The sequence below is a fragment of the Acetobacteroides hydrogenigenes genome, assembly GCF_004340205.1.
Lineage (GTDB): Bacteria > Bacteroidota > Bacteroidia > Bacteroidales > ZOR0009 > Acetobacteroides > Acetobacteroides hydrogenigenes.
The window spans coordinates 69247-91221 of the sequence record NZ_SLWB01000014.1 but is presented as its reverse complement, the minus strand read 5'-3'; the positions used below and the strand labels follow the sequence as shown (position 1 = coordinate 91221).

Genomic DNA, 21975 nt, shown 5'->3' with positions numbered 1-21975 from the left:
TCCGAAAAGTAGTAGCTATTGTGTTGAATTGCTACAAAATTGAGCAAAAAGAAAGAGGATGCCCACAGGGACATCCTCTTGTGTATTATGCAGCTCGTTGGCTAGATGGGTTTAATCCAGTACGAGTAGCTGTAACTTTTAAACTTAAGCTGATACTTTTCTATAGGCCACGAGCCCCAGCTGTCAACACCGCCTACGCCCATTTGCTGGAGGTCTACGTTAAAGTTGATGAATGGTGCTTCGGTAAGCTCGCCAGAGTGATACTGTTTTTTATCTACTTCAGGATCTAATTGGTCGATGGTGTAGGGTAAAGCGCAGACGTTAAGATGCTCTTCACCTTCAATTTTCACCCCTTTGCCTTTAGCGTTGGTCATGGTTAGCCAGCGAACATCGCTCTTGTTGCCGCTCTCTTGTGGGCGGGCATAGGGAAAGTAAGCTTCGCTAACGTTCTGCTTGTAAAGGCCAACAATGGCGGATGTTTTGCGATCCCAGTAACTTTCCCATGGGCCACGACCGTACCAGCTGATGTTGCTGTAGGCCTTGTTCAAGGTCATGGCATTACCTACTCGAAGCAGCCCTTTGTAGGTTCCCTTAACAGCAGTAAAGCTATTGCTCACCTTAATGTTACCTTTAGCATCGATGGTGAAGATTTGCTCGGAGATGGCATCGCCATTCAGCAGGCTCTTTTTAATGTTAACCGTAACGGTGCCATTGCCGTTATCCTTAACGGTAGCATCGGTAAGGGTGCCCTCGTCGTAGGCGCTGCGCCACATGCGGAAGTTCTTGTTAAAGCCTGCTCCTATGTCGTTGTCGTTTGGTGCACGCCAGAAGTTTGGCTTAGGACCTTCGCTAATAATCGTTTCCTTTCCTATCTTGTAGGATGATAGCACGCCCGTCTTAAAGTCGAAGTTCGCCTCGAACGCACTGCCCTTTACGGTAACAGTCCTACCATCTTCCACTATGGTAAGTTTACCTTTAGCTGGAGCCACGTCAACCTTTGCGGCCTTCGATTGTACGGAAAGCTGTGCGTAGGTTTGGTCATATCCAGCAGGAAGGAGTGGCTCTTCCTTCTTTAGGGTGTAAACGATATTGAGGAAGTACTCCTTGTCTGCTTTAAGCTTTGTTTTGTAGGCAATGGCAACGTCCTTTGATGTTTGTGGGGCTGTGTTGATATCGCTTATTACGCCTTTTTCAACAACTTTACCATCTTCAACTAGGCTCCAGTTAAGCTGGAAGTTCGACAGATCGCGGAAGAAGTAGCCATTGGTGATGGTTACCTTACCCGATTTTGGATCGTCAGATTTGGTTTTGATGTGCTCGTAAACCTTTTTTACTTCGCGTGACATGGGGGTGTATCCTCTATCGCCGGTAACAACTCCCTTTACGCAGAAGTTGTTGTCGGAGAAGTTCTCGTCGACAGGACCTTCTAGAGGGAAATCGCCGCCGTAGGCAATGATGCGCTTGCCGTTCTTAACGGTGTCGATACCCTGATCGATCCACTCCCAGATGAAGCCGCCTTGCAGCGATGGGTAGCTTTCGATAACGTCCCAGTACTCTTTGAAGTTGCCAAGGCTGTTGCCCATAATGTGCGCATACTCCGACATAATAAGCGGACGGGTAGGGTTACCCTTCGAGTACTCGATCATCCATGCTGGATCGGGGTATTGAGGGCAAATAATATCGGTGTTGTAGTCCCATTCTGCACGCTCGTACTGTACAGGACGGTTATCGTTAGCCTTAAGCCAGTCGTAAGCAGCATAGAAGTTGCTACCGTTGCCGGCTTCGTTGCCTAGCGACCAGAAGAGCACGCAGGTTCTGTTCTTATCGCGCTCGTACATGCGCAGGATGCGCTGCATGTGAGGATTGAACCAAGCATTATCGTTGCCAAGGGTGTACTCAAGGTCGTAGTAGCGACCGTGCGACTCGATGTTGGCTTCATCGATAACGTACATGCCGTACTCATCGCAAAGGTCGAAGAAGTAAGGATCGGGTGGATAGTGCGAGCAGCGAACGGCGTTTACGTTCAACTTCTTCATCATCTCAATATCCTTACGCATTTCTTCGTGGGTTAGGGTGTGCCCATTTCTTGGGCTAGCCTCGTGACGATTTACTCCTTTAAAGAATACGCGCTTGCCGTTTACAAGAACATCGGTTCCCTTTACCTCTATGGTTCTGAAGCCTATTCGTTGTGGAATAACTTCAACGACTTCGCCCTTTGAATTTTCTAGTGTGATGAAAAGGGTGTACAGGTTAGGAATCTCTGCCGACCACTGCTTAACATTAGGAATGGTTCCAGAAAGGGAAACCATTTTATGGTAGCGTCCTAGCACCTCGTTCTTGGTCGATTTTTGGCTGAAAACAACCTTACCATCGGAGTCTACAATTTTGGCTGAAACGAAAAAGCTTTCGGGTTTACTATGAAGGGTATTCTTATCAACTATATAGCTCGATACATTGGCATCTAGCTTAAATGAACCATCCTTGTAGCTATTGGTGAGCTCAGACTTCAGCTTAAAGTCGCGGATGTCGATAAGCGGAGTTGCGTATAGGTATACATCCCTTTCGATACCCGAAATGCGGAACATATCTTGGCATTCGAGGTACGAGCCATCGCTCCAGCGGTACACCTGAAGGGCTACAAGGTTCTTGCCAGACTTTACCCACTTGGTAATGTCGAATTCGGCCGCAAGCTTGCTATCCTCGCTGTATCCAACCTTTTCTCCATTTACGTAGATGAAGAAGGCCGATTTTACGGCTCCAAGATGGATAAAAATTTGCTGGCCTTTCCAATCCTCGGGCAACTCGAATGTCTTGCGGTACGATCCTACCGGATTGTAGTTTTCGGGAATGTCGAAAGGAGGATTAAGCTTAGCTCCTCTTTTGGCATTTCCTGCAAACTCGTATGCGTGATTGGTATAGATCGGAATTCCATAGCCGTTTACCTCCCAGTTTGCAGGAACCTTAAAGTTGTCCCACTTCGAATCGTCGAAATCGGGGAGATAGAAGTTTTTTGGGCGATCGTTAGGATTCTTTACCCAGTTGAACTTCCAATTGCCGTTAAGCGAAAGAAAACGCTTCGAGTTTTCCTTTTTCAGGCTCTTTGCTAGGTCTTCGCTTTCGAAGGCAAAGCTTGTGGCTCGCATAGGCTGCCGGTTCACCTCAACAACCTGAGGAGTCTGCAGTTCTGTCGGAAGCGTTTGTGCCAGAGCTCCTCCTATTAAGCAGAAAAATGGTGCTATAAGTAAATGTTTCCTCATAACGGAGTGTTTAGATTATGAAGCGTTAAAGATACATCTAAAAAGGAATAAACAGGGCTATTACCTTTAAAAACAAATACCTACTGGTAGGGTTCGGGTTGAGGAATTACTGCAAGCTAGTTCTGCTTATTTAACAATTGCAGGTTCGGGTGTCATGCTTAGATTCTGTTATTTTGCTGGCGTTCCTACAACCGTGGTAGGACAATAACAAGTTGTAAAAGGATTTCATTACGATATGTTCGCATTTCCTGAGCCCGACCGTAAACCGAATCAGCAGGATGTTCTTCGGCTGGCCTGCGAGCCGCTGGATGTTGTTCGGATTGCTTTTATTGGACTTGGCAAAAGGGGGAAAGAATCGATCAACCACTACATGTACATCAACAATGTGCAAATTGTGGCGGTTTGCGATGTTAACCCTTCCAATCTTTCTTTTGTTGCAGATAAGCTTCGGCAGCATGGGCTTCCTGCTGCTCGTGAGTATGATCAGCCCGATGATTGGAAGACGGTATGCGCGCTTCCCGATGTCGACCTAGTATACATTTGCACGCATTGGCAATTGCATGCGCCCATTGCTGTGTACGCTATGCAAATGGGGAAGCATGTTGCTGTAGAAGTGCCGGCGGCTCTTTCGGTAGAGGATTGCTGGGCATTGGTGGATACGGCCGAGATAACGCGTCGCCATTGCTTTATGCTCGAGAATTGCTGCTACGATAAGTTCGAGCTAACCATTCTCAACATGGCACAGCAGAATGTTTTGGGTGAAATATTTCACTGCGAGGGAGCGTACATTCACGATCTGCGCTGGCTCGATTTTGTACAAAAGCCAGATTATCTGAACTCATGGTCGATGCTGGGAAATCCTTACCCAACGCATGGGTTTGGACCGCTTTGCCAGCTGCTCAACATCCATCGTGGCGATAAGCTGGATATGCTGGTGTCCATGTCGGGCAACCAGTTTAACCATCCAGCAGCCGAGGGCGGTATGGTTAAAAAGGAATGCTGTACGCTTGGCAACGTCAACACTTCCTTAGTTAAAACCCATAAGGGGAAAACGGTGGTGTTACAGCACGACATATCGAGCCCACGGCCCTATTCCCGAAACTATTTGGTGTGTGGAACCAAAGGCTTTGCCGATAAGCGTATAGAGCCGGGTATTGCCTTTGGCGAAAATCCGAGCTGCTACCTAAGTAAGGGGGAACTGAATATAATGCTGAAGCAGTACGAGCATCCATTCTATAAGGAGCAGGGTGAAGTTGCTCAAAAGGTAGGCGCACATGGAGGAATGGACTTTATTATGGATTACCGGTTGGTGTACTGCTTGAGAAAAGGTTTGCCCCTTGATGTTGATGTGTACGATGCTGCCGAATGGTCGTGTATCGTAGAGCTGTCGGCTAAGTCGGTAGAGTTGGGCTCTACTCCTGTTAAGATTCCCGATTTTACGAGGGGAGCATGGGAAAGGCTTACCGGGCTTAGCTTCGCCCAGTAGCCTTATGCATTAGTACATTTCGATGAATTCGTAGGTGTTCCCTAGATGATCGAGAAGCTTAAGGAGATCATCTCTTTTGATAACCAGCGAGGCCGTATTTACCAGCGGATGGAAGCTAAGGAACTTCGCCTTCTGCAAGTTCTTGTCGATAAAAACATGCACATGCTTTTGGCTGTCGTTGATTAGCGCAAAAGGCGTTACCGATCCGGGTTTAACCCCAAGATACTTATCCATTCTTTCGGGGGAGGCAAAGCTGATTTTCCCCTGCTTCAACCGTTTTTCGAGATCGTGGATGTCTAGTGCCTGCGAGCATTCGAGCAGTACCAGGTAGTGCTTGTTTCCCTTATGGTTTCTGAAAAAAAGGTTTTTACAATGGGTGGCATCGATTCCATCCCAGTACTGCATGGCAATTTCGATGGTTGGAGCTTCGGGGTGCTCGTGGTATTCGTAGCCGATGTTTAGCTCATCCAAAAGTTCATATAGAGCAGGACTTCCGTTCATGCTATTTTGCGTTGCTTTGTCATGTTACACTTGGCGCAAAGGTAAGCATTTAGGTAGAACCGGTCCTAGAGCATCGGGTATGGGGAGATGATTCTCCCATGCCTCATATTCTCTATCGACGAACTTTGTGCGTTGTTTTTCAGCTTGATCGGGAAAGCTTTTTTGAGGCTAATGCTTATATGAAATGGCTCATTTCTTCCAAGAAATAATTCATTTCCTATAAGAAATGGCCCATTTCCTCCAAGAAATGCTTCATTTCTCATAAGAAATAATCCATTTCTCATAAGGAATGCTTCATTTCTTATAAGGAATAGCCCATTTGTCATAGGAAAAGGTTCCTATCTTATAGGAAAGCAGCTCCGATTAACCAGAAAATAGCACATTCGTATCCGAAATAGCTTGGAGGATAAGGGAAGCGCTTCCGCATCAAAAATTACGCGATGCATTTATTGCAATACTCGTATGCAAGTTTCGTGTAGCTAATTCTTAATGTAATCCGCTGGATGAATGTGTTAAATTTGTGTTTGTAGAATCATAACGCTACTTTTGCCGCGTTCAACTTCGAAAAACGATGATCATACTTTACAGCATTTTGCTCCGCATATATTTTGTTCTAATCCTAATCGCATCTATCTCTAACGATAAGGCAAAAAAGTGGATAAGCGGCAGGCGAAGCATTTTCAAGAGGCTACGTGCTCAAATTTCGGATGCCGATGATGTTATTTGGTTTCATTGCGCATCGTTGGGCGAGTTTGAACAGGGGAGGCCGGTAATTGAAGCATACAAGAAGCAGCACCCAAGCAGCAAAATTCTGCTTACCTTTTTCTCCCCTTCGGGCTACGAGATTCGGAAAAACTACGAGGGTGCCGATTACATCTTCTACCTACCTCTCGACACCTACTTTAACGCCAAGCGCTTTATTCAAATCGTTCGACCCAAAGCAGCAGTATTCGTGAAGTACGAGTTTTGGTACTACTACCTTCAAGCACTTCATAGAAACAGTATTCCCACCTACGTTATATCTGCCATTTTCCGCCCAAATCAGATTTTCTTCCGCTGGTATGGAGGTATGTTTCGCCGGATACTACGGAACTACCGCCAGCTATTTGTGCAGAATCAGCAGTCGTGCGACCTGCTTAGGTCTATAGGCGTAACCAATGTAACCATATCCGGAGATACCCGTTTCGACAGGGTTGCCGATATTGCCCGTAACGTAAAAGATTTACCGATAGTAGGCTCGTTTGTAGGTGACAATTTTGCCCTTATTGCGGGTAGCACTTGGCCCGATGACGAGACAATACTTGCCGAATATGCTGCTGCAAATCCGTCGCTAAAAATGGTAGTTGCTCCTCACGAAATTGGCGAGGGGCATATTCAGGACATCCTTGCAAAGTTTAGAGCGCTTAAAACGGTTCGCTATACGCAAGCTTCCCCAGAGGAGGCTGCCAATGCTCAAATCCTAGTTGTTGATACCATTGGCATTCTATCTTCCGTTTATCGGCATGGTAAGGTTGCCTACATAGGAGGGGGCTTTGGCGTAGGCATCCATAATACTCTTGAAGCGGCAACTTTTGGCCTACCCATCGTATTTGGGCCAAACTACCACAAATTTCAAGAAGCAAAAGATTTAGTTGGATTAAAAGCTGCATTCTCAATTGAGAATTATGTCCAATTTAATGACGTAATGGGTTTATTGACAAAGAATTCACAGGCTTTACACCAATCTTCAAAAGCCGCTAAAGAATACGTTACTTCTCATATAGGTGCAACACAAACCATCATACAAGGAATAATGTAAGAAAAGTAACCCTTTTTTTAAGGAGTGAATGTAAAAATCCCCCGACCGATTAACTGATATTTGTGAATATTAATATATATTTACAACCTAAGTTAGATGATTGAGCGGGGAGAGTCTGACCGTGTGTTAGCTGTGGTGATTAGCTTAGAAATAATGCAATCTTAAGATTGTGCTACCATTGGTAGTTCTATTTGGCGATAATTTTACAACAGATACATAATTAAACAAAACGGTTCAGAACATGAGAATTACATTAAAAAGGGCTTTCCTGACATTAGCAGTAGCCCTTGTTTGTTCGCTAGCGTTTGGTCAGGTTACTACTTCTTCTACGAGTGGTAGAGTCGTAGATGATAAAAACGCTCCTCTTCCTGGTGCTACGGTTCAGCTTACGCACGAACCTTCGGGTACCCAATACGGTACGGTTACCGACGCGAAAGGGACCTTTCGAATTCCTAACATGAGAGTAGGGGGCCCATACAAAGCTGAAATTAGAATGATTGGTTTTCAGACCGCAGTCTATTCGGATATTGTTCTTCAGTTGGGACAAAATTATGTTCTAAATTCTAGTTTAAAAGAAGCGACGCTGGAACTTAAGGAGGTTGTGATTCAAGCAGGGAGAAATCCTATTCTGAATTCCCAAAGAACTGGTGCTGCAACAGCTGTTTCCAATAGAGAAATAACAACTCTTCCTTCAATTAGCCGAAGCGTAAATGATTTTACAAGATTGGTTCCTCAGGCTAATGGGAATAGTTTCGCTGGTCGTGATGGACGTTATAATACTATTAAAATTGATGGAGCAGACTTTAATAATAGCTTCGGCTTGAGTTCTAAGAATCTGCCAGGAGGGGATGCTCAACCTATAAGCCTTGATGCTATTGAAGAGGTAAGTGTTAATATTGCACCATATGATGTAAGGCAGTCAAACTTTACGGGTGCAAGCATTAATGCAGTTACCCGAAGTGGCGACAATGAATATAAAGGCTCTGCATACCTCTACTATCGCGATAAATCGTTTAATGGAAAGCATGTTGGCGACTATACCTTAAATCTCACCAAATCCACCACTACAACAACAGGTGCTCGAGTTGGTGGACCTATTGTGAAAAACAAGTTGTTCTTCTTTGTAAATGCGGAAAATGAAAAATCATCTTTCCCTGGGACAATTTGGAGACCTTCAAGTTCAACTCTTGCTGCTGACCCTGCAAAGTATATATCAAGAACTACAGAGGAGGATCTTGATATAATGCGGAATTATCTAATAGGTACTCATGGGTACAATCCAGGTAGCTATAAAAACTTTGATAATTTTGAAAGCAAGAACAATAAATTTTTAGTTCGCTTGGATTGGAATATCAACAAGTCGCATAAGTTTACGGTTCGTTTCAATACAGTGAAATCTACAAATGACCAAGAGGTAAATGCAACAAGCGCTCCAAATCCTCGTTCTACCTATGGCCGTATTAGTGAAAAGTCAATGGCCTTTACTGGTGCGAACTATAATTTTGAGAATACAGTAAACTCCTTGTCTGCAGAATTAAATAGCGTATTTGGGTCAAAAATGGCCAACAAGTTTATTGTTACCTATACGAAAATTAGGGATAAAAGAGATTCTGATAGCGATATATTCCCATTTGTGGATATTTATAAAGAAGGAACTCCTTACATGAGTTTTGGTTACGAACTCTTTACCTATGATAATGATGTAAAAAACAATGTGTTTACCCTTGCAGATAACTTCAACTTCTATCTAGGTAAGCATACATTAACAGCCGGATTCTCCTACGATTACCTATACTTTGGTAATAGCTATAAGCGCTATGGAACAAGCTACTATCGATATGCATCTATGGACGATTTTATGACCAATAAGGCTCCTACTGCATTTGGTTTAACCTATCCTTATGAAGGAGCCGGAGATGGTTATGCTGAATTGAAGTTCGGCTATGGTAGCGTTTATTTGCAAGACGAAATCCAAGTGCTAGATAATCTTAAGATCACAGCAGGTCTTAGGGTTGAGCGTCCTTTCTATTTAAAAGATCCACTTCCAAATTCTGCAATTGCTGCACTTAATTTTGGAGGTCAAAAAATTGATGTTGGGCAGTGGCCAGAGGCAAAGATTCAGTGGTCTCCACGTATCGGATTTAACTACGATGTTTTGAGTGATAGGACTGTTCAGGTTCGAGGAGGAACGGGTTTATTTACCGGACGCTTACCTTTTGTTTGGTTTACCAATCAGCCTACCAATAGTGGAACTCTTCAGAATACAGTTGAAATTACAGATGCTGCTACCTTGGCAACACTTCTTTTCAATAAAGATCCATTCTATTATAAGAGTAAGTTCCCTTCATCTCCAAGTACAACAGCCCCTGGTTCAATGGCCGTTGTTTCTCCTGACTTTAAGATGCCTCAGGTATGGAGAAGCAACCTTGCTACCGATATCAAGATTCCTTTCCAGGATTTTGTATTTACAGGTGAATTTATTTACACAAAGGATGTAAATGCGGTGGTTCAGTATAATGTAAATCAAAAAGCATATAGTGGAAATCTTGTAGGACCTGATCAACGTCCAATTTTCCCCAAAGCAGCTACTAATGCTGATAAGCGTTATGTATCTTCTGTATCTACAGCAATGCAGCTGGAAAATGCTAGCAAGGGATATTCTTATTCTCTTACGGCTATGTTGACTAAGCCATACTCTAATGGGTTATCAGGATCAATTGCCTACACTTATAGCATGGCTAAAGACCTTTCTGCAAATCCAGGTTCTACCGCATCTTCTGCATGGCAAAGTAATCCTGCCGTTTACGGTCAAAATAATCCAGGATTAAGCTATTCTCAATTTACAGTTCCTCATAGAGTTGTTGGGTCTATTTCTTACCGTATTGAGTACCTAAGACATTTGGCAACAACGGTTTCTTTACTTTATGAAGGAAGTAGCATGGGTAGGTTGTCGTACATATATTCTACAGACATCAATAATGATGGAAATACTGCAGATTTAATGTATATACCAAAGGATGCAACAGAAATCACATTTACTGATATAAAGAGTAATGGTGCCGTTCTGTTTACTGCTGCTCAGCAAAATGACGCTTTTTGGAAGTTTGTAAATCAGGACGATTATCTTAAAAATCATAAGGGCCAATATGCTGAACGTTATGGGGCTGTTATGCCTTGGTATAACCGCTTTGACTTTAAGTTACTTCAGGATGTGTTTACAAATATTGGAAAGCGTCGTCATTCTTTACAAGTAAGTCTGGATTTACTTAATGTAGGCAACCTTATTAACAAGGATTGGGGTGTTCGTCAAACTCAATCTATTGGAAGCTATGATTTTACATTGCTTAAATCTACCGTAGGGACGGATAATAAGCCAACCTTCCAAATGAATACCATTACAGTTGATGGAAAACCTCAACTTCCAACTTCAACTTATAAGGATGTTAGAAGTACGTCAAGCACCTGGGGTGCATTAATTGGTGTTAGATACACGTTCTAACATTTAATACCTAATAAAAAAAGAGGCTCAAACGAGCCTCTTTTTTGTAGTATATAAGTTGCCTAAGTCCTAGATAGAATCAGGATCAACGTGTGCTAGCGGATTTTTAGAGATCTCACGGTACATAGAACGGTTGCGGAAGATGTCTATAGCCGCGTAAATGGCGCTGCGGAAGCTGTCTGGAGAGGCGATATCCTGTCCAACGAGGTTGTAGGCTGTTCCGTGGGCTGGTGATGTTCTAATTACGGGTAGTCCTGCGGTATAGTTAACGCCGCTACCAAATGAGGTTACCTTAAATGGAATAAGTCCCTGATCGTGGTACATGGCCAGCACGGCATCGAACTTGCGGAAGCTGTCAGATCCAAAGAATCCGTCGGCAGGATATGGCCCAAAGGTCATGATGCCCTCTTCGTTGGCTGCTTTAATGGCAGGTATAATTACCTCGTTTTCTTCAATACCAATTAAGCCACTGTCGCCGGCATGGGGATTTAAGCCAAGTACGGCAATTCGGGGGCCGCGAATGGCAAAATCAACAACCAACGATTCGTTGAGCATGCGCAGCTTCGAAAGGATCAGCTCCTTCGAGATGAGGAATGGTAGATCTTTGATGGGAACGTGGGTTGTTACCACCCCAATCTTTAGTACATCGCTAATCATAATCATTAGCGATTCGCTGTTAAACTTGCGCTCGAGGTATTCGGTATGCCCTGGGAAACTGAACTCTTCCGACTGAACGTTTTGCTTGTTTATAGGTGCAGTTACAAGAACATCTATTTTACCATCTCGTAAGTCTTGTGTTGCAATGTCAAGTGCTGTAACGGCGCCGGCTCCTCCTAATGGCGTCGATTTTCCAGCATCAACCCGTACGTTATCATCCATTACGTTTATAAGGTTGGAACGTTTGGGGTGGATGTCTTCAATACTTTTTGCTGGATTGAACGAGAAGTTTTCTACGTTAATAAACTTGCGATGGTATGCGGCAACCTTCGGTGATCCGTAAACCACGGGGATGCATATCTCATTAATGCGAGAATCGGCCAGCGTCTTCATAATAACCTCGTAACCAATTCCGTTTATATCGCCTTGAGTGATTCCTACTACTACTTTTCCGTCTATCATTGTAAATATTTTTTACAAAGTTAAATTTCGTCTCTAAGGTAGCAATTTACGGCTTACAAAAATTGTTACCTGTTTTTATAAATAAAGAACGGCTCTAAATGTTTAAAATTGATTGGCAAAACTGCTGGTATAGCGTTTTTGCGTTGCACCGTTCGGTCCACCGATTTCGGGCGTTTGCCCGAAGGGTATCGTAGCTGGGGTGTTGGGCAATGGCCTCAATTTCGCGCATTAACTCTTCTGGAGTGATGCTTGGAGAAACCAGCCGGCCAACTTTATCGTCTACAATCTCGGGCGAGCCGCCAACAGCCGTTGCCAAAACGGGGATGCCCATCGATAGGGCTTCCATGATTGAAACAGGAACGCCCTCGCTGCTGCTGACGTTTAAAAATAGGTCTACCGAATTTTTGGTAAGATACTCGATGACCTTTTGATTTGGTAGCCTTCCTAGGAAGGCTGCCTTTACGTTTGATGGCAGCTGTTGGGCCGAAGAGGTAACGGTTTCCCATGTTTCACCATCGCCGATATGTGTCCACTCTATGCGGATGGTGGAGTGCATTAGCGCTTCCACAAGCAGCTCGAGGCGCTTAAGCGGCACCATATTCGATAGCGTGATTATCCGAAATACGCCATCGGTGCTTGGTTGGCCAACACCTCGTTCGTGTACACCCAGCCTCGAAACCTCAGCCTTTGCTTGTACAAAAGGGTACTTGTTCTCAACGTATCTTTTTCCATACTCGGAGCAGAAATAGCATCGGTCAATAGCAGCCAGCTGCTGTTCGCGAAGGGGGATGTAGCCCCCGTTTGTTTCCTCGTAGGTGTCCGATCCGTGGAACCGCACGGCGATCTTCCTACCTTTTTTATTTATTAGTGGGATGATGAACGAACTGCGGATGCCCCAGTAAAAGTAGAATGTTGTGCAGTCATCATCCTTTAAAACATTTTTCACCTGCTTACTGGATAGGATAGCGCGGCTTAGCAGCAGCCCAATACCCCAGCTCCACATCGTTTTTGCCGATGCGGTTGCCTTTCCTTTAAGCAGCTCCCCTAGATACCATCCCAAAGGGACACAGTTCAACAGTCCCCGTTTGGCGAGCTCCACCTTATCCTTGGTGCTGTTTAGTATGGGCTTCGTGCAGGTAACATTAGCGGGTAGCGCTCGTGCCTCCTTCGAGGTGCCGTAGTTCAGCGGGATAATTAGTATCTTCTCGAAAGCAGCAGCGAGGTACTCCAGCTCATTTGCCAGAAATGGCTCTGCGCTTCCGTAGGGGTAGCTATCAGTGAATATGACTAGTTTACTGTTGGGCATTCGTTTGTTATTGCTCAATTTGGAATTCTTAGAACTACTCCTTTGCTCCCCAGCCCTGTGCCTGCAGCGGTATTTCGCCTCCATCGGGAGTTATCAGATAGGCGCCTTTGCTCTCGGCTGTGATATGGCCAATTACGTCAATTCCTGCAAGATTTTTCAGTTGGTCGTGCAGCTCGATGGGTGCGGTGAAGAGCAGTTCGTAGTCTTCGCCTCCGTTTAGGGCAGCAATAGCAGGGTCGAAGTTCATCTCCTCCCCAGCCCTAAAGGTTTCGCTGGCAATGGGCATCTTATCGAGGTAGATTCGGGCACCAACCTTCGAACTCTTGCAAATTTGAAGGGTGTCAGAAGCCAGTCCGTCCGAAAGGTCGATCATCGAAGTAGGCTGGATGCCTAACTCTGCAAGTAGATCTATGATATCTTTTTGAGCTTCGGGTTTCAGTTGGCGCTGCAGGACGTAGTCGAACCCTTCGAGTTGAGGTTGTACGTTGGCATTACCCTCAAACACGCGTTTTTCGCGCTCCAGAATCTGAAGTCCCATAAAGGCTGCACCAAGGTTTCCGCTTACGCATATTAGGTCGTTTTCTTTAGCGCCGCTACGGAAGGTAATCTTTTGCTTATCTACAAAGCCCACGGTGCTAGTGCTAATCGTAAGTCCCGTTAGCGAACTGGTTGTGTCGCCGCCCACCAAGTCGACGTTGTACGTGTCGCAGGCAAGGCGGATGCCGTCGTAGAGCTCGTCGAGCATCTCCACCGAGAAGCGCTTCGAAATGCCAAGACCAATGGTGATCTGCGTTGGCGTTCCGTTCATGGCGTAGATGTCCGAGATGCCGGTAACCACCGCCTTGTAGCCGAGGTGGCGAAGGGGGGTATAGGTAAGATCGAACTGAATTCCTTCCAGAAGTAGATCGGTAGATAGCAGCATATAGCGATCGCCCAAGTCGATCACGGCGGCATCGTCGCCGACACCGGTTTGAGTAGATTCCTGCTTATACTTTAGCAATGATGTAAGGTGGTCGATAAGTCCAAACTCGCCGAAGGTGGAGAGTTCTGTGCGTCTTGCTTTTTCTGACGACATTTGCAATCCCATTTTTTAGTGATAGTATGCGGTTTTAAAGCTGTTTTTGGGCAACTATTATAAAAAACTGACTATCTTTGCCCTAATTTAGATTTATTCTACATAACAACTTGTAAACCGATTACAAAGGTAAACATTAAAGGTTTAGCTTTGTTAGTCCGACAAACAAAGATATGCAGTAATGGATAGTCAAGATAACATCCTAGACGACGTAACGAAGGGCGAATATAAGTACGGCTTTGTTACCGACGTTCAGGAGGACAAAATTCCGAAGGGATTGAACGAGGATATCGTCCGACTCATATCCCAAAAAAAGGAGGAGCCGGAATGGCTGCTTGAGTTTAGGCTCAAGGCGTTTCGCCACTGGCAAACCATGGAGATGCCCAAGTGGGCGCATTTGAATATTCCCGAGATCGATTATCAGGATATCATTTACTATTCGGCGCCTAAGCAACAGGCTAAGTATGCCAGTATGGATGAGGTTGATCCTGAGCTTAAGGAGACTTTCAACAAGCTGGGCATCCCGCTCGACGAGCAGGCTCACCTTGCCGGTGTTGCTGTCGATGCGGTAATGGATAGCGTATCGGTAAAGACGACCTTTAAGGATACGCTTGCCGAAAAGGGAATTATCTTCTGCTCGTTTAGCGAGGCCGTTCGCGAGCATCCCGATTTGGTGCGAAAGTACCTGGCATCGGTGGTTCCCTATACCGACAACTACTTTGCAGCGCTCAACTCGGCTGTATTCAGCGACGGATCGTTCTGCTACATCCCCGAGGGTGTTCGTTGCCCAATGGAATTGTCGACTTACTTCCGTATCAATGCGGCTAACACGGGTCAGTTCGAGCGTACGCTTATCGTTGCCGACGAAAAATCGTACGTTAGCTACCTCGAAGGTTGTACCGCTCCAATGCGCGACGAGAACCAGCTCCACGCCGCCATCGTAGAGATTGTGGTGATGAAGGATGCCGAGGTGAAGTACTCAACCGTTCAGAACTGGTATCCCGGCGATAAGGAGGGACGAGGTGGTATTTACAACTTCGTTACCAAGCGAGGTATATGCAAGGGCGATAGGGCAAAACTTTCGTGGACACAGATCGAAACCGGATCGGCAATTACCTGGAAGTATCCAAGTTGTATCCTAATGGGCGATAGCTCCATTGGAGAGTTCTACTCGGTGGCGGTTACCAACAACCACCAACAGGCTGATACTGGTACCAAGATGATTCATATCGGGAAGAACACCAAGAGTCGAATTGTATCGAAGGGTATTTCGGCAGGGGTAAGCAACAACAGCTACCGTGGATTGGTGAAGGTTACCAAGAACGCCGATAACGCCCGCAACTACTCGCAGTGCGACTCGCTGCTTATGGGCGATAAGTGCGGTGCACACACCTTCCCCTACATCGAGACTAACAACAAGACAGCCATAGTAGAGCACGAGGCAACTACCTCGAAGATTGGTGAAGATCAGATTTTCTACTGCAACCAACGTGGGCTGTCAACCGAGGAGGCCGTTGGTCTTATCGTAAACGGTTACGCAAAAGAGGTGCTCAACAAGTTGCCAATGGAATTTGCAGTTGAGGCGCAAAAGCTGCTGGCGGTAAGCTTGGAGGGAAGTGTAGGATAGGGAGCAGAAGTTAAAGAATATTGAAGTCAAAGAAGTTAAAGAATATGGAAGGAACTAAAACTTTTGAGGAGTTGAATGCATGGAAGAAAGCCCATGCGTTTATTTTGGAAGTTTATAGTAAAACAAGCACCTATCCAAAAAGAGAAGACTTCGGTTTGACGAGTCAATTTAGAAGGGCTGCTGTTTCAATCGCAGCAAACATTGCTGAAGGTTACAAGAAAAAAGGAAAACCCGATAAGTTGAGATTCTTTAATATGGCACAAGGTTCTCTCGAAGAGTGTCGCTATTACTTAATACTATCAAAGGACTTGAACTACATAACGGGAGATGAAAAAGGAGCATTGCTTGAAATTCTAAATGATGCAAGCAGGTTGTTGAATAGTTACTGTAAGGCTATATCATCCGATATTCACTAACTTCATTAACTTCATTAACTTCTTTAACTTCCCAAACAGTTCTGCAAAAACAAAGAGAAATGCTTCAGATAAAAAATCTTCATGCCAGCATTAATGGCAAGGAAATCCTAAAGGGGATCAACCTCGAGGTAAATCCTGGCGAGGTTCACGCAATCATGGGACCTAATGGGTCTGGTAAAAGTACTCTTGCTTCGGTTCTGGCTGGCAAGGAAATGTTTGAGGTTACCGATGGTGAGGTGATCTTTGAGGGTAAGAATCTTCTTGATCTATCGCCTGAGGATCGCTCACGTGAAGGTATCTTCCTAGGGTTTCAGTATCCTGTGGAGATCCCAGGAGTGTCGATGACCAACTTTATGCGTGCTGCGGTTAACGCGCACCGCGAGTATAAGGGGCTAACTGCCATCTCTGCATCAGACTTCCTGAAGATGATGCGTGAGAAGAGCCAGATCGTGGAGATCGATGCTAAGCTTACCAATCGTTCGGTGAACGAGGGCTTCTCGGGTGGCGAGAAGAAGCGTAACGAGATCTTCCAAATGGCGATGCTCGAGCCAAAGCTATCCATCCTCGATGAAACCGACTCGGGACTGGACATCGATGCGCTACGCATTGTGGCTACCGGTGTAACTAAGCTTAAGAGACCCGATAACGCAACCATCGTTATCACCCACTACCAGCGCTTGCTCGACTATATCGTGCCAGACTTTGTACACGTGCTTTATAACGGTCGCATCATCAAGTCTGAGGGTAAAGAACTTGCGCTTGAACTAGAGGAAAAGGGTTACGACTGGCTAATTAAGGATGGCGAATTCTAATGCCCCAAAACTTGAGCAGAAATGAGTAAGCCTATAGAAAATAACGTTGTTAAATCGCTGGTAGACCTCTACATCGCCAACATGGAGATGCTTACCGATGGGGTATCGCTTGCGGTGAACAACGTTCGTGCCGATGCCATCGAGAGCTTCCTGCTCAACGGCATCCCCAACAAGAAAAACGAAAAGTATAAGTATACCGACATCCAGTTGGTATTCGAGAAGGAGTACGAAAAGTACTTTGCCTCACAGAATATCTCCGTAGAGCAATCGGATCTCTTTAAGTGCGATGTGCCTAACCTGAATGCCCACTTGGCAATGCTGGTGAATGGGTTTTACTTTGGCGAGAAGCTAACCGTTTTGGATAATGGAGTAGTGTTTGGCTCGTTTGCCGCTGCATCAACCCAGTATCCTGAGCTGTTCGAGAAGTACTACAACAAGGTTGCCGATAATGCAACCGAGGGATTAACCGCACTCAATACGGCATTTGCACAGGATGGCGTATTCCTATATATACCAAAGGGTGTTGTTCTCGATCAAACAATTCAGATTCTTAACGGATTTGTTTCGAACGAGGATATACTTACCCAGCCTCGAAATCTTTTCATCTTCGAGGAGAATAGTGAGGCGAAGGTTGCCATCTGCGATCATACGTTATCAACAAATAGCTTTCTTACCAACTCTGTTACGGAGGTGTTTGTTGAGCGCAATGCCTCTGTAGAGGTGGTTAAGATGCAGAATGCGAACAATGGATCAACGCTCATCTCCAATGTGTACGTACATCAGGATAAGCAGAGCCGCTATACCTCCCATGCAGTTACCCTACATGGCGGTTTGGTTCGCAACAATGTAACCGCTAACCTCAATGGCGAGGAGTGCGAGAATAAGCTATCTGGTCTATATCTGGTTGATAAAGATCAGCAAGTTGATAGCCGCACCGTGGTTAACCATAACGTACCACGCTGCTTCAGCAACCAGCTCTTTAAGGGGGTGCTTGATGACAATGGCGTTGCTGCCTTCAACGGAATGGTGTACGTGGCTAGGGATGCCCAGAAGACCGAGGCATACCAGAGCAACCGTACGCTTCAGCTTACCGATGATGCCAAGGTGTACACCAAACCTCAGCTTGAGATTTATGCCGACGATGTGAAGTGTAGCCACGGAGCAACCGTTGGTCAGCCCGATACCGATCAGGTATTCTACATGCGTGCACGCGGTATTGGCGAGCGCGAGGCTACGCTGCTTCAGATGTTCGGATTTGCCCATGAGGTTATCCAGCACATCGGTATTGAGCCGCTCCGCGACCGCATTGACGAACTTGTAAACAAGCGTCTGCGTGGCGAGCTTAGCCGCTGCAATGTGTGCGAGATGCATTGTATGTAGAGGGGCAAGAAGTTAAACGGAAACTGAAGTTACTCGGAAGTTAAACGGAAGAAGTCAAAGAATTGTGAAGTTAGAGAAGTTAAAGAATTAGCAAAACATACTTCGAAGTTACTCCCCTCCTTATCAAGGAGGGGTGCCCGAAGGGCGGGGTGGTTGAATGCTATCTTTACTACTTATATGTTTTGCTACTTATGCATAATATCTAACATCTAATTCTAATATCTCAAAAGAAAATGTACGACGTAAATAGGATACGGGAAGACTTTCCAATACTGTCGCGCGAGGTAAATAAGCGACCTTTGGTGTACCTGGATAATGGTGCCACCACGCAGAAGCCTCGTGCCGTGCTCGAATCGGTGAACCAGATGAGCACTTTTTGGAATGCTAACATCCACCGTGGGGTGCACTATCTTTCGCAGCAGAGCACCGAGATGTACGAGGCTGCACGAGAAACGGTGCGCTCGTTTCTGAATGCCGCTAGCACCCGTGAGATTGTCTTCACCGCTGGAGCTACGGCTGCTATCAATACCGTGGCGTACTCGTTTGGGGAGAAGTACATCAAGGAGGGAGATGAGATACTCATCACCGAGATGGAGCACCATGCCAACATCGTGCCCTGGCAGCTGCTATGCCAGCGAAAGGGAGCTATCCTTAAGTACATTCCATTCGATAGTAAGGGAATCCTTCAGGATAACCTCCTTGAAAGCCTGATCACCGAAAAGACAAAGATCCTTGGGCTGGTTCACGTATCCAATTCGCTTGGCACCATCAATCCCGTTAAGGAGATTGTGGCTCGTGCTCATGCGTTGGGCGTTCCGGTGCTGGTGGATGGATCGCAGGCTGCACCTCACATGGAGGTGGATGTGCAGGATATCGATGCCGACTTCTACGTGTTTGCCGGACATAAGGTATACGGACCAACGGGTATTGGAATACTCTACGGAAAAGAAAAGTACCTTGAGGAAATGCCTCCCTATCAGGGTGGAGGTGATATGATTGCCCACGTGAAACTCGATGGCAATACAACCTGGGCAGAGCTACCCCTTAAGTTTGAAGCTGGAACCACTAACTATATTGGTGCTGTTGGATTGGGTGCTGCCATTCGCTATATCGAAGAGATTGGTCTGAAAAACATCCAAGCGCACGAGCATAGTCTGCTTCACTACGCCAACCAGCGGCTATCCACCATTGGAAGCCTTACGGTATACGGCAAGGCTCCTCATAAGGCTGCCATCATATCGTTTTTGCTAAACGGCATCCACATGCTTGATACGGGCATGGTGCTCGATAAGCTGGGTATTGCAGTCCGCACCGGAACCCACTGTACCGAACCTATCATGGACCACTTTGGAATCGATGGTACTGTTCGTGCATCGTTTGCCATGTACAACACCAAAGAGGAGGTAGATAGACTCTACGAGGCGTTGCTGGTAGTACAGCAGATGTTCGGGGGAGCGTACTAAATACAGAGAAGTTAATCGGATGTTATACAGAAGTTAGTCGGAAGTTAAACGGAAGGAATTTCAGAAGTTAAAGAATAAAGGCAATGCCAACTTCGAAGAAATTCCCCTCCTTCTCAACGAGGGGTGCCCTTAGGGCGGAGTAGTTGGCAATCCAGAATATATAAAAAGAGCCGTTGCAATGCGCAGCGGCTCTTTTTTATTGCACTATTCCGTTTAACTTCAGTCTAACTTCCGATTACATCCGTGTAACTTCTTTAGAAGATTACCTCTCCACGTAAAACTCCGAACTCTTCATCCACTTGGGGAAGGTGCGGCTGTTGGCCAGCTTATATCCGAGGCGGTAGAAGAGGATGGCATCCTCGTACACGCCATCGACCTTGCTTACTCCCGGGATAAACCTGTCGGTGGGCTTGTGGTATACCGTTTTCCAGTACTCGGCATTAACCAGTGCGGTTTTCTCCTTTCCTAGCTCTACGTTATCAATATATCCCTTGGCGAATAGCGCAGGCACACCTGCCTTAAGGAAGGGCTGCTGGTCGGAGCGGTAGAACATGCCGTTGTCGGGGGTAGGGTCATCGGCTAGGTAGCGACCCTGGGTTGCGGCGGCCTCGCGGAGCATTCCGTCGAGCTCCGAGTGGCCGGGGCCGGTGATGGTGACATCCCTAAACTTGCCGATGAACACGAATACGTCGGTGTTAAACATGGCTACGGTCTTCTTCATTGCGAAGGTTGGATGCTGCACGTAGTAGCTGCTGCCCAGCAGTCCGGCCTCCTCTGCGGTAGGCGAAAGGAAGAGGATAGAGCGCTCGGGTGCTGGCCCATTCTTAAAGCCTTGCGCGATGGCGAACATCCAGGCGATGGCCGAGGCGTTATCGGAGGCCCCGTGGATGATCGAATCGCCGTTAACGGGCTTGCCAAACCCTAGGTGATCCCAGTGACCGCTGTAGACGATCACCTCGTCGGGGTGCTTCGATCCCTTGATATATCCGGCAACATTCTGCGATTCGCCGCGCGATAGCTCGTTCTTAATGTCGATGCTGAAGCTGCAGCGCAGGTCTACGGGCTGGAACGTGCGTTTGGCGGCGGCATCCATCAGGTCGGTTAGGCGATATCCGGCGGCCTCCATCAGGCTGACGGCGGCGCTCTTGGTGAGCCATCCGGTTACCATGCAGCGGGGATTCTCCAGCGCAGGATCATCAATGTAAAACTCCTTGTTGTTGGTGTGACCGTTTACCACGCTCCAGGGGTAGCCGGCGCCGGCATCGTCGTGCACGATAAGGCAGGCGGCGGCACCGCGGCGCTCGGCCTCCTCGAACTTGTAGCGCCAGCGGCCGTAGTAGGTCATCGCCTTGCCCTTAAAGAGGGAGGTGTCGTGGTTGTAGAAGCCGGGGTCGTTTACCAGCACCACGATGGTTTTGCCCTTCACGTCGATGCCCTTGAAGTCGTCCCACTGGCTCTCGGGAGCATTTACCCCAAACCCTACGAATACCATTGGTGAATTTTTGATGCTAATGGTTGGCTGGGTGGTAGGGCTCCACACCGAAACATCGGTGCCCGCCTGGTACTCCAGCGGAATCCCCTCGGGCGAGCCGATGGTGATGGTTTGCGGCAGCTGGCTGCGGATGGCCACCAGCGGCACCGCCTGCGTGTAGCTGCTGCCGAAGGCGGGGCGTAGGCCCAGCTCCTTCATGCGGGTGGTGAGGTAGCTTACGGCACGCGTCTCGCCAATGGTGCAGGGCTCGCGCCCCTGCATCGAGTCGGCCTCGAGCGTTAGGATATCCTTAACCATCTGCCGTGGACTGATGGCCTTCTCGCCCCTCTGCGCCATGGTTGTGGCCGCACCGAAGAGCAGTATGATTGAAAGTAGGATGCGTTGCATAGCGCTTGTTTTAGTGCTGCAAAGCTACCATTCTACCCGAGAGCGCCAAGCATTTAGCCGACTATTTGCAGGCGATGGCTTCGGATGACCTCGAAAATGGGCATCCGTTCATTGGCGTTTACCTTCAGAGGGATGCAAACAAAAGGACTCTCGGGGTATCTGTACTTTGCACGGCTGCAAAATGCTGATACCTTGGGGTACTTCCTCTTTGCATGGCTACAAAATGCAGGAATTCCGGGGTACTTTTACTTTGCTTGCTTACAAAGTAGAAATACTTCGGGGAATCTTTATTTTGTAATTTAACAAAATAAAAAAACCTCAGGGTACTTATATTTTGCATAGCTGCAAAATGCAAAT

At 46.5% G+C, this 21975-nt stretch carries 14 protein-coding genes; 8 read left to right on the top strand and 6 right to left on the bottom strand.

The window, feature by feature from the left end; translation table 11 throughout:
* Window positions 1-101 precede the first annotated feature (101 nt).
* A complete protein-coding gene (locus CLV25_RS12895) occupies window positions 102-3257 on the bottom strand; it encodes a glycoside hydrolase family 2 TIM barrel-domain containing protein (protein ID WP_131840073.1) in 3156 nt (1051 codons plus the stop codon).
* Window positions 3258-3492: 235 nt separating this feature from the next.
* On the opposite strand from CLV25_RS12895, the gene CLV25_RS12890 reads away from it, so the two are divergent.
* Window positions 3493-4743 carry a Gfo/Idh/MocA family protein gene (locus CLV25_RS12890; RefSeq protein ID WP_131840072.1) on the top strand — a complete coding sequence of 417 codons (1251 nt, stop codon included), beginning with the start codon at window positions 3493-3495 and terminating at the stop codon, window positions 4741-4743.
* A 9-nt stretch (window positions 4744-4752) separates the two neighbouring features.
* Here the strand turns inward: CLV25_RS12890 and CLV25_RS12885 are convergent, their stop codons facing one another.
* A complete protein-coding gene (locus tag CLV25_RS12885) occupies window positions 4753-5244 on the bottom strand; it encodes a prolyl-tRNA synthetase associated domain-containing protein (protein ID WP_131840071.1) in 492 nt (163 codons plus the stop codon).
* Between the two features lie 571 nt (window positions 5245-5815).
* On the opposite strand from CLV25_RS12885, the gene CLV25_RS12880 reads away from it, so the two are divergent.
* Window positions 5816-7042 carry a 3-deoxy-D-manno-octulosonic acid transferase gene (locus tag CLV25_RS12880; protein WP_131840070.1) on the top strand — a complete coding sequence of 409 codons (1227 nt, stop codon included), beginning with the start codon at window positions 5816-5818 and terminating at the stop codon, window positions 7040-7042.
* A gap of 241 nt (window positions 7043-7283) precedes the next feature.
* Complete coding sequence (locus CLV25_RS12875) at window positions 7284-10541, top strand: TonB-dependent receptor (RefSeq protein WP_131840069.1); 3258 nt, start codon at window positions 7284-7286, stop codon at window positions 10539-10541.
* A 69-nt stretch (window positions 10542-10610) separates the two neighbouring features.
* On the opposite strand, the gene pdxA is transcribed toward CLV25_RS12875, so the two are convergent.
* From pdxA to thiL, 3 genes are all read right to left on the bottom strand, one after another.
* On the bottom strand, window positions 10611-11660 hold the full coding sequence (gene pdxA, locus CLV25_RS12870; RefSeq protein WP_131840068.1) for a 4-hydroxythreonine-4-phosphate dehydrogenase PdxA: 1050 nt from the start codon (window positions 11658-11660) through the stop codon (window positions 10611-10613).
* Window positions 11661-11754: 94 nt separating this feature from the next.
* Entirely contained in the window at window positions 11755-12984 is a 1230-nt protein-coding gene (locus tag CLV25_RS12865; RefSeq protein WP_207895673.1) for a glycosyltransferase, read from the bottom strand.
* A 16-nt stretch (window positions 12985-13000) separates the two neighbouring features.
* The gene (gene thiL, locus CLV25_RS12860; RefSeq protein ID WP_243649633.1) at window positions 13001-14041 is read right to left on the bottom strand and encodes a thiamine-phosphate kinase; all 1041 of its coding nucleotides are present in this window, start codon (window positions 14039-14041) and stop codon (window positions 13001-13003) included.
* Between the two features lie 181 nt (window positions 14042-14222).
* Here thiL and sufB point away from each other — a divergent pair, with 181 nt between their 5' ends.
* The 5 genes from sufB to CLV25_RS12835 all read left to right on the top strand — a co-directional run bounded on the left by sufB (window position 14223) and on the right by CLV25_RS12835 (window position 19739).
* The gene (sufB, locus tag CLV25_RS12855) at window positions 14223-15668 is read left to right on the top strand and encodes a Fe-S cluster assembly protein SufB (protein WP_131840065.1); all 1446 of its coding nucleotides are present in this window, start codon (window positions 14223-14225) and stop codon (window positions 15666-15668) included.
* A 44-nt stretch (window positions 15669-15712) separates the two neighbouring features.
* Window positions 15713-16084 carry a four helix bundle protein gene (locus tag CLV25_RS12850; protein WP_131840064.1) on the top strand — a complete coding sequence of 124 codons (372 nt, stop codon included), beginning with the start codon at window positions 15713-15715 and terminating at the stop codon, window positions 16082-16084.
* Window positions 16085-16143: 59 nt separating this feature from the next.
* Window positions 16144-16896, top strand: coding sequence for a Fe-S cluster assembly ATPase SufC (sufC, locus tag CLV25_RS12845; protein ID WP_131840063.1), 753 nt, complete (start codon window positions 16144-16146; stop codon window positions 16894-16896).
* 21 nt (window positions 16897-16917) lie between these two features.
* Window positions 16918-18276, top strand: coding sequence for a Fe-S cluster assembly protein SufD (gene sufD / locus CLV25_RS12840; protein WP_131840062.1), 1359 nt, complete (start codon window positions 16918-16920; stop codon window positions 18274-18276).
* 233 nt (window positions 18277-18509) lie between these two features.
* Window positions 18510-19739, top strand: a complete 1230-nt coding sequence (locus tag CLV25_RS12835; RefSeq protein ID WP_131840061.1) for a cysteine desulfurase — start codon at window positions 18510-18512, stop codon at window positions 19737-19739.
* 262 nt (window positions 19740-20001) lie between these two features.
* On the opposite strand, the gene CLV25_RS12830 is transcribed toward CLV25_RS12835, so the two are convergent.
* Window positions 20002-21618, bottom strand: coding sequence for a M28 family peptidase (locus tag CLV25_RS12830; RefSeq protein WP_131840060.1), 1617 nt, complete (start codon window positions 21616-21618; stop codon window positions 20002-20004).
* Window positions 21619-21975 lie beyond the last annotated feature (357 nt).

Coding starts and splice junctions, on each gene's coding strand:
- CLV25_RS12895 (WP_131840073.1), bottom strand. CDS start 3,257: ATGAGGAAACATTTACTTATAGCACCATTTTTCTGCTTAATAGGAGGA.
- CLV25_RS12890 (WP_131840072.1), top strand. CDS start 3,493: ATGTTCGCATTTCCTGAGCCCGACCGTAAACCGAATCAGCAGGATGTT.
- CLV25_RS12885 (WP_131840071.1), bottom strand. CDS start 5,244: ATGAACGGAAGTCCTGCTCTATATGAACTTTTGGATGAGCTAAACATC.
- CLV25_RS12880 (WP_131840070.1), top strand. CDS start 5,816: ATGATCATACTTTACAGCATTTTGCTCCGCATATATTTTGTTCTAATC.
- CLV25_RS12875 (WP_131840069.1), top strand. CDS start 7,284: ATGAGAATTACATTAAAAAGGGCTTTCCTGACATTAGCAGTAGCCCTT.
- pdxA (WP_131840068.1), bottom strand. CDS start 11,660: ATGATAGACGGAAAAGTAGTAGTAGGAATCACTCAAGGCGATATAAAC.
- thiL (WP_243649633.1), bottom strand. CDS start 14,041: ATGTCGTCAGAAAAAGCAAGACGCACAGAACTCTCCACCTTCGGCGAG.
- sufB (WP_131840065.1), top strand. CDS start 14,223: ATGGATAGTCAAGATAACATCCTAGACGACGTAACGAAGGGCGAATAT.
- CLV25_RS12850 (WP_131840064.1), top strand. CDS start 15,713: ATGGAAGGAACTAAAACTTTTGAGGAGTTGAATGCATGGAAGAAAGCC.
- sufC (WP_131840063.1), top strand. CDS start 16,144: ATGCTTCAGATAAAAAATCTTCATGCCAGCATTAATGGCAAGGAAATC.
- sufD (WP_131840062.1), top strand. CDS start 16,918: ATGAGTAAGCCTATAGAAAATAACGTTGTTAAATCGCTGGTAGACCTC.
- CLV25_RS12835 (WP_131840061.1), top strand. CDS start 18,510: ATGTACGACGTAAATAGGATACGGGAAGACTTTCCAATACTGTCGCGC.
- CLV25_RS12830 (WP_131840060.1), bottom strand. CDS start 21,618: ATGCAACGCATCCTACTTTCAATCATACTGCTCTTCGGTGCGGCCACA.